We start from the raw sequence: 14548 nt of genomic DNA on the forward strand, positions 1-14548 counted from the left end.
AAAGCACGCGCTGTTGCTGGTGTATGCGGTCGACGTCGAGGTGAGAAACGAGGCGGCGCTGCTGAAGACATTCCGCAACGACCGCCAGCTCGCGCCGACGCCCGACATGACGTATCGCTTCGTCGGCCACGCGCCGGAGAACCTGAGCGAGCGTCCGCTCGTCGTCGGCTTCGGCCCCAGCGGCATCTTCGCCGCGCTGCTGCTGGCGCAGATGGGCTTCAAACCCATCGTGCTCGAGCGCGGCAAGGCAGTAAGGGAGCGCACGCAGGATACCTGGGGCCTGTGGCGCAAGCACATGCTCAACCCGGAATCCAACGTGCAGTTCGGCGAGGGCGGCGCGGGCACGTTCTCCGACGGCAAGCTCTACAGCCAGATCAAGGACCCCAAACACCTGGGCCGCAAGGTGCTGACCGAGTTCGTCAAGGCGGGCGCGCCAGATGAAATCCTCTATGTGTCGAAGCCGCATATCGGCACCTTCCGCCTGGTCGGCATGGTCGAGACGATGCGCCACGAAATCGAGGCGCTGGGTGGCGAGGTCCGCTTCCAGCAGCGCGTCACCGACGTGCTGATCGAGGACGGACAACTGCGGGGCGTGACGCTGGCCAGTGGCGAGACGATCAAGAGCCGGCATGTCATTTTGGCACTCGGCCACAGCGCGCGCGACACCTTCGAGATGCTGCACGCGCGCGGCGTCTACATGGAAGCCAAGCCGTTTTCGATCGGCTTTCGCATCGAGCATCCGCAGTCGCTGATCGACCGTGCCCGGCTGGGGCCGAACGCCGGCAATCCGCTGATCGGTGCGGCGGACTACAAGCTGGTGCATCACGCGAAAAACGGTCGCGCAGTGTACAGCTTCTGCATGTGCCCCGGCGGCACCGTCGTTGCGGCCACGTCTGAAGTCGGGCGCGTGGTGACCAACGGCATGAGCCAGTATTCGCGCAACGAGCGTAACGCCAACGCGGGTATCGTCGTGGGCATCACGCCGGCGGATTTTCCTGGCGACGATCCGCTCGCCGGAATCGAACTGCAAAGGAAACTGGAGTCGCGCGCGTTCGAACTCGGTGGCGGCAATTACGATGCGCCGGCGCAGCGGGTCGGCGACTTTCTCGAGGGCAAGCCCTCAACCCAACTCGGCAGCGTCGAGCCTTCGTACCAGCCCGGTGTGCATCTCACCGACCTTGCCTCTGCGCTGCCGGACTACGCGATCGAGGCGATCCGTGAGGCGCTGCCGGCCTTCGATCAGCAGATCAAGGGCTACGCGATGAAGGACGCGGTGCTGACCGGGGTCGAGACGCGCACGTCGTCGCCGGTGCGCATCACCCGCGGCGACAATTTCCAGAGCCTGAATGTCAAAGGCCTGTACCCGGCGGGCGAGGGCGCGGGCTATGCCGGCGGCATCCTCTCGGCCGGGGTGGACGGCATCAAGGTTGCCGAGGCGGTGGCGCGCGATTACCTCGGACTCGAACCTGAAGGCTCGGGCGCAAAACCGGGCGCGGGCTGCGACTACTGACGGTACGTGCGACGATGGGATCACGGATTGTCTGAGGCCGTGACGAGCTGCTGATAGGCCGCACCGGTCGGCTGCTGGGCGGATTTGAGCGCGTTCAGCGGTGGCCGGGGCGGCGAAATATTGCTTGCAAATTTTCAAACGTTTCAATTATTATTGAAACATGGAAACGAAAAGCGTCGTCACCGCCCTTGCTGCCCTGGCCCAGGATTCCCGCCTGGCCATTTTTCGCGCACTGGTCCAGGCGGGCCCGGCAGGACTCGCCGCCGGCCGGATCAGCGAACTCACCGGCATCGCGCCGTCCTCGCTGTCCTTCCACCTGAAGGAGTTGTCGCACGCCGGCATGGTGGACTCGCAGCAGTCCGGGCGCTTCGTCATCTATACCGCAAATTTCACCACCATGAATGCGCTGCTCGGTTTTCTCACCGAAAACTGCTGCGGCGGCAATCCCTGCTCGCCGGTCTGTTCGCCGGCTTGTTCCACTGAAAAGGAGTCAACATGAAACGCCTTCACGTCCACGTTGCGGTCGACGATCTGGCCGCCAGCATCCAGTTCTATTCGACCATGTTTGCCGCCGAGCCGACCGTCACCAAGGGCGATTACGCCAAGTGGATGCTCGATGATCCGCGGGTCAACTTCGCGATCTCGGCACGCGGCGCCCCGTCCGGCCTCAACCATCTGGGCGTGCAGGTCGAGAACGCCGACGAACTCGCCGAGATGAATACGCGCCTGCAGAAGCTCGACGGCGAGGTGGTCGAGGAAATGGGCACCGCCTGCTGCTACGCCAAGTCCGACAAGTACTGGGCGACCGATCCCAGCGGCATCGCGTGGGAGACCTATCACACGCTCGACAGCATCCCGGTGTTCGGTGGACAGGAAGCGAGCGGCTGCTGCGTGCCTGAACCGGCAGTGGAAAAAGCGGCTTGCTGCGCCCCTGCCAAGTCGGCCACGGGCGGCTGTTGCTGAGTTTTTCTTTCATCGATCAAGGGAGCCATCGTGGCTGATAAAAAATACACCGTGCTGGTGCTGTGCACCGGCAATTCCTGCCGTTCGCAAATGGCCGAGGTGCTGCTGAACCATGACCTCGCCGGCCAGGTGCGCGCGCTCTCCGCCGGCACCCGGCCGCAGCCGAAAGTGGCCGACGGCGCGATCGCCGCGTTGAAGGAAGCCGGCCTCAATACCGACGGCCTGCACCCGAAGGACATCGATGCGGTGATGAACGAGGACATCGACCTGGTGGTGACGGTGTGCGACAACGCGAAGGAAGCCTGCCCGATCTTCCCGAAGCCGATCCCTGCGATCCACCTGCCTTTCCACGACCCGCACGGCGAGCCGCTGGAAAGCTTCATCACGGTGCGCGATGACATCCGCACCCGGCTGGTGGCGGCGGTGCGCGAGAAACTCGGGCTGCAAGCTGCCGCAGCATGAGCGCGCCGCATTTGATCGAGCGCGCCCGATGAGCGCGCAGTGTCAGGTGACCGCCAAGCACGCGGCGGGCGCGCCGATGAGCGTGTTCGAGCGCTGGCTCACGCTGTGGGTGGCGCTGTGCATCGTCGCCGGCGTGGTGCTCGGCCAGCTGTTTCCGGCGCCGTTCCAGGCGTTGGGGCGCATGGAAGTCGCGCAGGTGAACATCCCGGTCGGCATCCTGATCTGGATCATGATCATCCCGATGCTGATGAAAATCGACTTTGGCGCCCTGCACCAGGTCAAGTCGCACTGGAGGGGCATCGGCGTCACGCTGTTCGTCAACTGGGCGGTGAAGCCGTTTTCGATGGCGCTGCTGGCGTGGATTTTTATTCGCCATCTGTTCGCGCCGTATCTGCCGGCGGAACAGCTCGACAGCTACGTCGCCGGCCTGATCCTGCTGGCCGCCGCACCCTGCACCGCGATGGTGTTCGTGTGGAGTCGGCTCACCGGCGGCGACCCGTATTTCACGCTGTCGCAGGTGGCGCTGAACGACGCCATCATGATCGTCGCCTTCGCGCCGATCGTCGGGTTGCTGCTCGGGCTGTCGGCGATCGTGGTGCCGTGGGACACGCTGTTTACCTCGGTGGTGCTGTACATCGTCATCCCGGTGATCCTGGCGCAGGTGTGGCGGAAATTTCTGCTCATGCGCGGTCAGGCAGCCTTTGACGCGACGATGGCACAGCTCGGCCACGCATCCATCATTGCTTTGCTCGCCACGCTGGTGCTGCTGTTCGCTTTCCAGGGCGAGCAGATCATCGCGCAGCCGCTGATCATCGCGCTGCTGGCGGTGCCCATCCTGATCCAGGTCTTCTTCAACTCGGGCCTGGCCTACTGGCTGAATCGAAAAGTGGGCGAGAAGCACAGCGTCGCCTGCCCCTCCGCCTTGATCGGCGCGTCCAACTTCTTCGAGCTGGCGGTGGCGGCGGCGATCGCGCTGTTCGGCTTCCAGTCGGGCGCCGCGCTCGCCACCGTGGTCGGCGTGCTGATCGAGGTGCCGGTGATGCTGCTGGTGGTGAAGATCGTCAACCGCAGCAAAGGGTGGTATGAAAGTGGTCTGCCCGCACGTCAAGCCTGACCCATTTCACGAAAGTATCGCCCATGTACAAACTGCTCATTACGCCTTTGGCTCTCGCCAGCCTGCTGGCCTTCCCGCTGGCGCTGGCCGCCGAAGACGACACGCGGGTCGCGATCGACATGCCGGAAATGATGCGAACCCACATGCTTTCCAACATGCGCGACCATCTGACGGCCCTCCACGAGATCCAGAACCATCTTGCCGCCGGCGAATACGATGCCGCCGCCGAGGTGGCCGAAAAGCGCCTCGGCATGAGTTCGCTCGGCACCCACGGCGCCAGCCACATGGCCGGTTTCATGCCGAAGGGCATGCAGGAAACCGGCACCGCCATGCACCAGGCCGCCAGCCGCTTCGCCGTCATCTCGCAGGAAACCGCCGTGACCCGCGAGCTGCCTCGCGCCCTCGGCGCGCTGAGCGGGGTCACCGCACAGTGCGTGGCCTGCCACGCTGCCTATCGCCTGAAATAAGGAAACCCACATGCGCACCCTGCTTGCACCGCTCTTTTTCATGCTTGCGCTGGCCGCCCCCGCGGCCCACGCTTTCGAACCCCGCGCCGAAAAGGTGGCCGACAACGTCTATGCCATCGTCGGCCCGCTGGGTCAGCGCAGCGCCGAAAACGACGGCCTCAACGCCAACTTCGGCTTCGTCGTCACGCCGAAGGGCGTGATTCTGATCGATTCGGGAGCCAGCCTGCTGGGTGCCAAAAAGCTCGAGGCGGCCATCCGCGCGGTTACCGAGCAGCCGGTGCGCTGGGTGATCAACACCGGCAGCCAGGATCACCGCTGGCTTGGCAACGACTATTTCGCCGGCAAAGGTGCCGAAGTCATCGCGCTGGCACGTACCGCCGCCACCCAGGCCGAATACGCGACCCAACAGATGGCCGGCCTCGAGCGCTTCCTCGGCAATCGCCTGGAGGGCACGAAGCCCTTGCCCGCGCCCAAAACTCTGGCGGGGGAGTCGGCCACGCTGGAGCGGGGCGGCGTGACGCTCGAACTTGCCTACACCGACACCCATTACCCGGGTGACGCCCGGGTCTGGCTGCCGAAGCAGCGCTTGGCATTCAGCGGTGATCTGGTCTATGTCGACCGCCTGATGGGCGTGCTGCCGTGGTCCAGCGTGAAGAACGGCCAGCAGGCTTTCAAGGCGCTGGCCGCGTTGAAGCCTGCGCGCATCGTGCCGGGACATGGCCGGGTGTGCGATCTGGCGCAGGCGCAGCGCGAAAGCGGCGACTACTATGACTTTCTGGTCGAGAACGTGGGCGCGGCTGCGCGCAAGATGGAGCCGCTGGCGGATACGCTGGACCGCCATGCCGACCTGCCTGCGTTTCGCCATTTGGAAAATTTCAGCGATTTGCACCGTGCCAACATGAACCGCGCGTTCGTCGAATTCGAATCGCAGTAATGTGCAAAATTCGTCGCTTGCGCCGGCTTGCCGGCGACTTGCGGCGCTGACAGCGTTCATACACGCCCAGCTGACCCGGCTGCCAGATGCCCTTTCTGGCCACCCCTGTAAAGCCCCCCTTCCTTTTAGCCGTTATCGCATTTAGCGGCTCATGCTGCGCAATGTGTCCGTATAGAGAGCAAGTATGCGCCCGTGCTGGCGCGGATACTGCTAGCTGCAGACCATGTTGCATGAGCAATGCCGATTCCAACATAAGACACTACATGACCCACCACACGTCCGAAGCAGGCATCAGGGAAAAACGGCGCCACGCGCGGAAAGCGACGTTGCAGGCCGTGCAGCTTCGTTTTGGCGAAGCTGCAGCCATCCCCGCCGAGATTCGCGATTATTGCCAGACCGGATTGTATATAGCCTTTCCCGGCGGCCGCACGCCGGATGCCGCCATCCCGGCCCTGGTGGGCACGCTCGTCGGTGCGGGGTTTTCCGTTGGTGAGGGTGACGCGTCCCGTTCGCACCAGCTCAATGGGTGGGTGGCGCGTGTCGCGCCCGGCGGGGTGGGGATTTTTGTTCCGGCCATGCCGGAGATCGCCTTGCAGGCACTGCGCGCCGCGAGTGCGCGGCTTGCCCTGCCCGGCGCACAGGCCGGACCGGAGCTGGGCCCGCAGCAGGCACAGGCGATGCAACAGGAATGCACCAGCCTGTTCCGGAATTTTCTCGATGCGGTGATGCAGGAATTCTTTCTTCAGAGCATGGAGCGCCTGGCGCAGGCCGGCCAGGACGAGATGAGCTTTCTGGAGCGTGCCCGCTTCGAGTACGGCGCCCAGGAACTGATGCAGCACCGCAGCCGGATCGAGGATGATTTTTTCAATGCCATCCGCGAACGCATCCAGCATGTCGGGCCGGCTTCTGACATGGACCGTATGGCACCAGGCGCGAACACGCTCACCCTGGTCGATGAGGCCGAGTTCGAGGACTGGCTGAACCTGTCGGCGGTCATCAAGCAGATCGAGGCGGACATCACCCCCCAGCTCAACGAATTCGAGCAGCGCTACAGCCGTCTGGTGGGTGCGTCCATCGACCGGAAGAGCAATCCCTTCGGGCCGGAAATGATTGGCCGCGCCTTCCAGGGCGCGATCCAGGGATTGGACTTCACCAACCCCATGCGGACCGTCCTCTACAAGGGGCTGGGGCGGGCAGTGTCGAGCCATGGGCCAGCGCTTTACCGGCAGCTCAACCAGACCCTGGCGTCGCTGCAGCCGCTTGCGCCTGCACGTCACCAGGACAAACCCAGGCCAGCGGCTGCAGAGAGTGGGGCCGCGGCCGCTGACAGCACCAAGGCCAAACCGGATCTGGCCGAAATCGCTGAAACCCTGAACCGGCTCTACAAGCAGGATCAGGCCACCAACAGCCTGACGCCGGAGAGTGCCGAATACAGCCTCGACCGCATTCTCGCCACGCTCAATCAATCTCAGCGCCGCCCGGCGGGCCGCGCACTGGCTGGCGCCTCGGCAACACGATCCGGCCATCAGGGCGGCATGCCCGCCGGGCATGCCGCAACGTCCTCCGAAGTCCTGTCCATGGTCAACCGGCTGCAACAAACGGCCCGGCAACTGGTCGGGCATGACGGCCAGACGCGCCCTGCCGGCGGAACTGGTATGCCGGAGGCCAGCCTGCACGAGTTGCTGGCCGCACTGGAGGGCTTGCCACTGCCCAACCAGACTGCAGTGGCGGGCAGTCCGGTGCCCGCATCACTTGCCGAGCAGATCGATCTGCGCATTGCGTCGACGGCGGGAGATGGCAAACGCCTTGCCCCGGCTCACCGGCAGATTCTGGACACCACGTCGGCACTGTTCAACCAAGCGCGGGCGGACTTTGTTCCGAGCTCCGAAGTGGAATTGCTGGTGAAGCGGCTGGAGCGGCCGCTCCTCAAGCTGGCCTTGCAGGACACCGATTTCCCGTCCCTCCCCGACCATCCGGCCCGGCAGGTGCTCAACCTCATCGAGCAGTACGCCGTGGCGGCGGACGACAAGGGCAAGTTTTTCGACGCCAAGCTGCAACGCTTTCTGTATCTGCTGGTGGACCGTGTCTGCAGCCGGGCCGATGAGGATCCGGGCGTATTCGAGATGGTGCGCGACAGTCTCGAAAAGGTCTTGCTGCCGATTCTGCAGATTCGCCGGACGCGCGTCGCGCGTCTGCAGGAGGCCAGCGAGGGACGCGAACGGATTCGTGCCGCCCGTTCGAGAGTCAACGCCGCGCTGGAAGCGCGCCTGGCGGGGCGCGAGGTGCCCGGCATGCTGCTGCGTCTGCTGGATGCAGGATGGCGCCAGTATCTCGTCCTGCTGGAGATGCGTCATGGAGCGCAGAGTGAAGCCTGGGGGGCGGGTCTGGCGGTGCTGGACAAAGTGTTCGCCTGCCTCGCTCCGGATGCGGCAGGAAGCCCACGCAGTGCCGAATCCGGCCTGGCTTTGCAGAGCGAAATCGAGCGGGCTCTGGCGACGATCAATGTGGATGCCACGATGCTGGCGTCCTTCATGGACGAACTGGGTGCCAGCCTGACGGCGGGCATCCCCGCGGCGGCAACCGGATCCGCGATGGTGTTCGTGCCGCCGGGCAAGCTTGCCACGGCGCCGGGCAAGCGTGAAGGTCCGGCGCATGCGCGGCTGGCCGAGCGTCTGCGGGTGGGCGACTGGTGGGATTTCAGTCTGGAAGGCAGCCGGGTACCCATGCAGCTGATCTGGGTCAGTGAACCGCCGGCCAGCTGTGCCTTCGCCAACCGTTCCGCCACCAGCAAGCTGGAGTTCACCCTCGCCGAATTGTCCAGGCAGTTGCAGAACGACCTCGCCAAACCCGGCAAGGATCTGGATCTGCCGCTAATGGAGCGTTCGGAGCAAGCCCTGTTCGACGAGACCTATCAGAGCCTGGTGCACCAGGCAAGCCACGACCCGGTATCGGGGCTGCTCAATCGCAAGGGGTTCATGCAGCGTCTGCATGCGCAGTCAGGTCCGGACGAAGCCGACAAGGCGCACGTGGTGGGCATCATCGAATTCGACCAGTTCCGCCTGATCCACAACACCTGCGGCGAAGACGCCGTGGCGCGGTTGACGCGCAGTCTGACCGACGAAATCCGGGCACGCATCGGGCCCCAGGCGGCCCTGGCCCTGTTCCACGAAGACATGCTGGCGCTGCTGTTGCCCAATTGCAGCCGCATCGCAGGGTGCCCTGCCGTCGCCACGCTGCTCGAGGGCGTGAAGGACTACCACTTCCAGCATGAACAGCACAGCTATCGCATCGGTTTCAACATCGGCCTCAGCGAATACGATCCGGGCCGGATCTCTGCGGTGGAAGCCATCCGGCGGGCCGACTCGGCGTGCATCACCGCCAAAGCCCAGGGCCGCAACCGGATGCAGGCCTATGAGCAGGACAGCCCGCAACTGCAGAACCAGGAATCCCTGATGGACTGGGCCGGGCGGCTCGACTCCGTGCTGCAGGGCAGCGGCCTGTACCTGCGTTGCCAGAAAGTGATGCCGATCGGCACCGACCTCGCCGTGCTGCCGTATTACGAAATTCTGCTGGGCATCGATGGCGAGGAAGGGCTGGCGATCAATCCTTCCCACTTCATCCCTGCAGTGGAACAGCTGCAGCGTTCCCATGAAGTGGACATCTGGGTGTTGCGCAAGGTGTTCGCGTGGATCGGTGCCAACCCGGCCATTTTTGCGTCCGTGGGCGGCTTTGCCATCAACCTGTCTGCCACCTCGCTCAGCAGTCCCGAGGTCGCCCGCTATCTGCAGACAGTGCTGGTGGCAAGCGATTTTCCCACCGACAAGATCATTTTCGAGATTACCGAAAGCGCAGCGATTGAAAGCTATGGCGCCGCGCAGGACTTCATCCGGGAAATGCGCCGCTACGGCTGCAAGTTCTCGCTGGATGACTTCGGTAGCGGTTATACCTCCTACGCGCACCTGAAAAACCTGCGCACCGACACCCTCAAGATCGACGGCAGTTTCGTCAAGGATATGCTGTTGAACCCGAGCGACTACGCCATGGTCAAGTCGATGAACGACATCGGGCACTCGCTCGGCATGCATACGGTGGCCGAGTACGTGGAATCGTCGGAACTGCTCGAAGCGCTGCGTGAAATCGGCGTCGATTACGTGCAGGGTTATGCCGTGCACAGGCCCTGCCGAATCGAAGAACTGGCGGCCTGAGCAGACGGCCCGCAATGAAAAACGCCGCTCGATGAGCGGCGTTTTTTTACACCTGGTGCCGCTGGCCGGAATCGAACTGGCGACCTTCGCATTACGAATGCGCTGCTCTACCAACTGAGCTACAGCGGCGAAAAACAGCGCGCATTATAGCGGATCATTCGTGCCTGTGGCACCTACAGGGCGGCTTTCAGGCGCGCGACTACCTTGTCCTGGCCGATCAGTTCCAGCGTGGCGTCGATCGCCGGCGTTTGCGGCTCGCCGGTCACCAGCACGCGCACCGGCATCGCCAGCTTCGGCATCTTCAGCCCATGGGCGGCGAGCGTTTCCTTGAAGGCGGCGCTAATCGCGACGCGCTCCCAGGTCAGGGCTTCGAAGCGTGCAGCCAGATCGGCCAGCGCCGGCAGCACCTCGGCGGTGACGTGCTGCGCCAGCAGTTCGGGTGTGGGGTGCAGGGTGCGGTAGAACAGCGTGGCGGCGTCGGCCAGTTCCTCGATCGTCGCGGCGCGCTCTTTCACCAGTGCGCACACCGCCGCGAGGTCGGGGCCGACGTCCGGATCGGCGCCGTTGCGCACCAGGAAGGGCCGCACCAGCCCGGCCAGCCGCGCGTCGTCGGCCGACTTGATGTATTGCTGGTTGAGCCAGCGCAGCTTCTCGGTGTTGAACTGCGCGGCTGACGGCGTGATGTGGTCGAGGTCGAACCACTGCACGAACTCTGCGCGGCTGAACAGTTCGGCGTCGCCGTGTGACCAGCCGAGGCGTGCCAGATAATTGATCACCGCTTCCGGCAGATAGCCTTCCTCGAAATACTGCATCACCGACACTGCGCCGTGGCGCTTGGAGAGCTTGGTGCCGTCGTCGCCGAGGATCATCGACAGGTGCGCATACTGCGGCACCGTCGCGCCCAGCGCCTTGAGGATGTTGATCTGGCGCGGCGTGTTGTTGACGTGGTCGTCGCCGCGGATGACGTGGCTGATCTGCATGTCCCAGTCGTCGACCACCACGCAGAAGTTGTAGGTGGGGGTGCCGTCGCCGCGCGCGATGATGAGGTCGTCGAGCTCCGTATTGGAAAACTCGATCACGCCCTTGACCAGGTCTTTCCACGCCACTGTGCCGTCGGTCGGATTCTTGAAGCGCACCACCGGCTGCACGCCGGAAGGCGGCACCGGCAGCGTCTTGCCGGGTTCCGGGCGCCAGCGGCCGTCGTAGCGCGGTTTTTCGCCGCGCGCACGCTGCGCCTCGCGCATGGCGTCGAGTTCCTCGGTGGTGCAATAGCAGTGATAGGCCTGGCCGGCGGCCAGCATCTGCTCGATGACTTCCTTGTAGCGATACAGGCGCTTGGTCTGGTAGAACGGGCCTTCGTCGTGGGTGAGTTCCAGCCAGGCCATGCCGTCAAGAATCGCCTGCACCGCCTCGGGGGTCGAGCGCGCGATGTCGGTGTCCTCGATCCTGAGGATGAACTGGCCGCCGTGGTGCCGCGCGAATGCCCACGAAAACAGCGCGGTGCGCGCGCCGCCGATATGCAGGAAACCGGTGGGGGAGGGGGCGAAGCGGGTGCGGATCATGGCGGGGCCGGGCGGAAAAAAGGGTCCATTTTACCGGATCGCAGTCTCCGAAATTGACCGCGCCGGGTCGGTTGTGGTTTAATTCGCGCCGCTTCGGGGCAGTTAGCTCAGCGGTAGAGCATCGCCTTCACACGGCGGGGGTCACAGGTTCAAACCCTGTACTGCCCACCAGCCCGAACATCCAAAAGGGACCGGCACGCGCCGGTCCCTTTTCATTTCCGCCTGTCGGCGGCTGAAAAGCATTGCCGCATCAGGGCCCAGCCGGTATAGTGCGGCCTCCCGCACCCTGCCAATCGGTGCGCGGTTCTTTTACCCCGATCTCACGATCCCCTATTCGTCTGCCTCGATTGGTGTCACTGCAAACGTGACAGGCCGTCGCAGGAAAAAACTACATGACTACTGAAACCACCTTTGCCAGTCTTGGACTGGCCGAACCCATCATGCGTGCGATTGCCGATGCCGGCTACACCACGCCCACCCCGATCCAGGCACAGGCGATTCCGCAGGTGCTCGAAGGCGGCGACCTGCTCGCTGCCGCGCAGACCGGCACCGGCAAGACCGCCGGCTTCACGCTGCCGATTCTGCATCACCTGTCGACCCAGGCGGCCCAAAGCAAGCCGGGCCGTCCGCGTTGCCTGATCCTGGTGCCGACGCGCGAACTCGCCGCGCAGGTCGAGGAATCGGTCAAAACCTACGGCAAGTACCTGTCGCTCACCTCGATGGTGATGTTCGGCGGCGTCAACATCAACCCGCAGTTCAAGGCGCTGAAGTCGCGCGTCGACATCCTGGTGGCGACGCCGGGCCGCCTGCTCGACCACATGGGGCAGAAGACGGTGGACCTGTCCGGCGTCGAAATCCTGGTGCTCGACGAAGCCGACAGAATGTTGGATATGGGCTTCATCCGCGACATCAAGAAAGTGCTCGCCGTGCTGCCGAAGCAGCGCCAGAACCTGCTGTTCTCGGCGACTTTCTCCGACGAGATCCGCACGCTCGCCAACGGCCTGCTGCATAACCCGAAGAGCGTCGAAGTCGCGCGCCGCAATACCACGGTGGAAGTCATCGAGCAGTCGATGCACCGGGTGCCGCAGGCGCACAAACGGGATTTGTTAGCGCACCTGATCAAGCACCACGACTGGCAGCAGGTGCTGGTGTTCACCCGCACCAAGCACGGCGCCAACAAGCTCGCCGAAAAGCTGATCAAGGACGGCATCACTGCCGCCGCGATCCACGGCAACAAGAGCCAGGGGGCGCGCACCAAGGCGCTGGCCAGCTTCAAGGATGGTGGCGTGCGCGTGCTGGTGGCCACCGACATCGCCGCGCGCGGCATCGACATCGACCAGCTGCCGCAGGTGGTCAATTTCGAACTGCCCAACGTGCCGGAAGATTACGTCCACCGCATCGGCCGCACCGGCCGCGCCGGCACCACCGGTTCGGCGCTGTCGCTGGTCGATGACGAGGAAATGAGCTATCTGCGCGACATCGAGAAGCTGATCAAGCGCTCGATCGTGCGCGTTGAAATCGAACCCGGCTTCGTGGCGCCGGCCAAGGCCGACCTGATGTCGGACGAACGCCCGCCGCGTCCGCCGCAAGGCCGTGGCGGTCCGCGTCAGGGGCAGGGCGCCGGACGCGGCGGACAACCCGGCGGCCGCAGTGGCGCCGGCCGTTCGTCGCAGGCCAAACCCGCCAGCGCCGGCGCCCAGCCGGCAGGTGGCCGCAGCGGCGCACCGGGTCAGTCGACCCAGGCCCGCAAGCCGCGCCCGCAGGCGGCGCTGTTCTCGGCCAAGCCGGGCACGCGCGGGCACTGATCCCGCCCAAGCCTGACCCGGGCGTCATGCCCGGGTCAGGCGCGCTGCGATCCAGGTGATGCCGACCGCCACCGCCATCAGCGCGAACGCGACGCCGAGCCGGTTCAGCAGCTCGGGCGCCAGCACCAGCAGTATTCCCAGTTGCAGCATCATCAGCCCTGACATTAATTTCAGCAGGCGGCCTTCGCGCTCGCTGAGCTTGCGTGCGCCCAGGGTGAAAGCGAACACCCCGACGATGACGGCGAGCGGGATCACATAGACCGCGTTGTACAGCGCCAGATACAGGTAATGCTGGGCGGGGCCGAGGTCTTGCAGCGTCAGCAGGCGCGTGTAGACCATGGGAAAACCGGCGGTGCACAGGAGCTCGTAGAAATTGACCGCCACCGCGAGCAGCACCGTCGCGGCGAGCATCGCCGGCACGCTGCCGGCGGCGAGGATGGCGCGGGCACGCTGGTAGATCGCGGGCTTGCGGTTTTCCGGTATCGACAGCGAAACGCCGCGCCCGAAGACAAAAAAATCCTTCACGTTGATCAGCCCGACCACCAGGGCTAAACCGCCGGCGGCAAGCGTCACCCACGCCAGATTGCCGAGCAGCTGGAACAGATTGAGCCAGGCTGCCATGAAGGCGAAGTACATCAGCCCCGAGGTCAGCACGAACACGCTGCCGATCGCCAGCATGCGTGCGCGACTTTTCTGGTGGACCATCATCGACAGCAGGAACAGCAGCACGAAAAACGCGCAGGGATTGAAGGCGTCGAGACCGGCGATCAGCACCGTCATCAGCGGCAGCGAAGTGCCGTCTAGGCTGACGTCGCCCAGCAACGGCACGCTGAACGCGGGCGTCGGCAGGGCGCGCGCGATGTCGAGCGCGCTGCTGCTTCCGGCCGCGGCGCGGCAGGCATCCAGCTCGGCGAGCAGCGCCTGGCCACTGGTCGCGTCGTCGTCCCAGCCCGTCTGCACGCGGCCGCAGAACAAGAGCCCCGGCACGTACTGCGCGGGCTGCCCCACCTGGTCCGCCAGCGCGACATAGTGATGCACATTCTCCGGGTGGCGGGTGAGCTCCAGCGAATGCAGCTTCACCCACGGCCGTGCGGCCGGGATGGCCTCGATGAAGGGGCGCGCTTCCAGGCAATGCGGACAGGCGAGCGACCAGAAGAAATACAGGTGCACCACGGGCGCACCGTCGGCGCCCGGCTCGATCCAGGTCGCGTCGGCACGCGCGCCCGGCGTCAGCAGCACCCATAAAAGCAGGGCATTGGCGAGCCAGCGCAGCGGTGTCATCCGGCAGGTCTGTGTCATGGCTCTAGGGCGTGTTAACACTAATTTCACGCCCGCGTTGCCGCGAGAAAGCGATGGATGCAAGGCGCGTCGCGCCGGCAAGGGCCATCCCTTGCCAAGCGGCGCAACGCTGCAGACGCGCTTTCTCGCGGCAACCCGAAGGGACGGGGCCGATTCGGGCGCATCCCTTTGTCGCGAGCCGCTTGCAGTGAACGACACTGCGGCGCGTCTCGCTTCGCGGCGCAGCG

The 14548-nt window shown here is 64.8% G+C and carries 11 protein-coding genes and 2 tRNA genes; 10 read left to right on the top strand and 3 right to left on the bottom strand.

Annotated elements, in window-relative coordinates; translation table 11 throughout:
- The 8 genes from Q8R61_RS00005 to Q8R61_RS00040 all read left to right on the top strand — a co-directional run.
- A partial coding sequence (locus Q8R61_RS00005; RefSeq protein WP_305533260.1) for an NAD(P)/FAD-dependent oxidoreductase occupies positions 1 to 1510 on the top strand: 1510 nt, incomplete at its 5' end.
- A 160-nt stretch (positions 1511 to 1670) separates the two neighbouring features.
- Positions 1671 to 2009 (top strand): helix-turn-helix transcriptional regulator, encoded by a 339-nt coding sequence (locus Q8R61_RS00010; protein WP_305533261.1) that lies wholly within the window; start codon positions 1671 to 1673, stop codon positions 2007 to 2009.
- Entirely contained in the window at positions 2006 to 2473 is a 468-nt protein-coding gene (locus tag Q8R61_RS00015; protein WP_305533262.1) for an ArsI/CadI family heavy metal resistance metalloenzyme, read from the top strand. The genes Q8R61_RS00010 and Q8R61_RS00015 overlap by 4 nt, the downstream gene beginning before the upstream one ends.
- Before the next feature lie 30 nt (positions 2474 to 2503).
- The gene (locus tag Q8R61_RS00020) at positions 2504 to 2935 is read left to right on the top strand and encodes an arsenate reductase ArsC (protein WP_305533263.1); all 432 of its coding nucleotides are present in this window, start codon (positions 2504 to 2506) and stop codon (positions 2933 to 2935) included.
- A gap of 28 nt (positions 2936 to 2963) precedes the next feature.
- Positions 2964 to 4049 (top strand): ACR3 family arsenite efflux transporter, encoded by a 1086-nt coding sequence (gene arsB, locus Q8R61_RS00025; protein WP_305533264.1) that lies wholly within the window; start codon positions 2964 to 2966, stop codon positions 4047 to 4049.
- A gap of 23 nt (positions 4050 to 4072) precedes the next feature.
- Positions 4073 to 4516 (top strand): hypothetical protein, encoded by a 444-nt coding sequence (locus Q8R61_RS00030; RefSeq protein WP_305533265.1) that lies wholly within the window; start codon positions 4073 to 4075, stop codon positions 4514 to 4516.
- 10 nt (positions 4517 to 4526) lie between these two features.
- On the top strand, positions 4527 to 5450 hold the full coding sequence (locus Q8R61_RS00035) for an MBL fold metallo-hydrolase (protein ID WP_305533266.1): 924 nt from the start codon (positions 4527 to 4529) through the stop codon (positions 5448 to 5450).
- A gap of 230 nt (positions 5451 to 5680) precedes the next feature.
- The gene (locus Q8R61_RS00040) at positions 5681 to 9655 is read left to right on the top strand and encodes a DUF1631 family protein (protein ID WP_305533267.1); all 3975 of its coding nucleotides are present in this window, start codon (positions 5681 to 5683) and stop codon (positions 9653 to 9655) included.
- A 53-nt stretch (positions 9656 to 9708) separates the two neighbouring features.
- Here the strand turns inward: Q8R61_RS00040 and Q8R61_RS00045 are convergent.
- Together Q8R61_RS00045 and gltX are read right to left on the bottom strand one after the other, a co-directional pair.
- Positions 9709 to 9784, bottom strand: a tRNA-Thr gene (locus Q8R61_RS00045).
- 44 nt (positions 9785 to 9828) lie between these two features.
- On the bottom strand, positions 9829 to 11217 hold the full coding sequence (gene gltX, locus Q8R61_RS00050) for a glutamate--tRNA ligase (protein WP_305533268.1): 1389 nt from the start codon (positions 11215 to 11217) through the stop codon (positions 9829 to 9831).
- 96 nt (positions 11218 to 11313) lie between these two features.
- Between gltX and Q8R61_RS00055 the strand changes: the two genes are divergently transcribed.
- Both Q8R61_RS00055 and Q8R61_RS00060 read left to right on the top strand, forming a co-directional pair.
- Positions 11314 to 11388: transfer RNA gene (locus Q8R61_RS00055), tRNA-Val, on the top strand.
- Positions 11389 to 11609: 221 nt separating this feature from the next.
- Positions 11610 to 13022 (top strand): DEAD/DEAH box helicase, encoded by a 1413-nt coding sequence (locus Q8R61_RS00060; protein ID WP_305533269.1) that lies wholly within the window; start codon positions 11610 to 11612, stop codon positions 13020 to 13022.
- A 24-nt stretch (positions 13023 to 13046) separates the two neighbouring features.
- Here the strand turns inward: Q8R61_RS00060 and Q8R61_RS00065 are convergent, their stop codons facing one another.
- Positions 13047 to 14321 carry a hypothetical protein gene (locus tag Q8R61_RS00065; RefSeq protein WP_305533270.1) on the bottom strand — a complete coding sequence of 425 codons (1275 nt, stop codon included), beginning with the start codon at positions 14319 to 14321 and terminating at the stop codon, positions 13047 to 13049.
- Between the last annotated feature and the right edge of the window lie 227 nt (positions 14322 to 14548).

The organism is Thiobacillus sp. (assembly GCF_030696885.1).
Lineage (GTDB): Bacteria > Pseudomonadota > Gammaproteobacteria > Burkholderiales > Thiobacillaceae > Thiobacillus.

Bases quoted from the DNA above. Each gene is read 5' to 3' on its own strand.
- Q8R61_RS00015 (WP_305533262.1), top strand. From the start codon at position 2,006: ATGAAACGCCTTCACGTCCACGTTGCGGTCGACGATCTGGCCGCCAGC.
- Q8R61_RS00030 (WP_305533265.1), top strand. From the start codon at position 4,073: ATGTACAAACTGCTCATTACGCCTTTGGCTCTCGCCAGCCTGCTGGCC.
- arsB (WP_305533264.1), top strand. From the start codon at position 2,964: ATGAGCGCGCAGTGTCAGGTGACCGCCAAGCACGCGGCGGGCGCGCCG.
- Q8R61_RS00035 (WP_305533266.1), top strand. From the start codon at position 4,527: ATGCGCACCCTGCTTGCACCGCTCTTTTTCATGCTTGCGCTGGCCGCC.
- gltX (WP_305533268.1), bottom strand. From the start codon at position 11,217: ATGATCCGCACCCGCTTCGCCCCCTCCCCCACCGGTTTCCTGCATATC.
- Q8R61_RS00040 (WP_305533267.1), top strand. From the start codon at position 5,681: ATGAGCAATGCCGATTCCAACATAAGACACTACATGACCCACCACACG.
- Q8R61_RS00065 (WP_305533270.1), bottom strand. From the start codon at position 14,321: ATGACACAGACCTGCCGGATGACACCGCTGCGCTGGCTCGCCAATGCC.
- Q8R61_RS00060 (WP_305533269.1), top strand. From the start codon at position 11,610: ATGACTACTGAAACCACCTTTGCCAGTCTTGGACTGGCCGAACCCATC.
- Q8R61_RS00010 (WP_305533261.1), top strand. From the start codon at position 1,671: ATGGAAACGAAAAGCGTCGTCACCGCCCTTGCTGCCCTGGCCCAGGAT.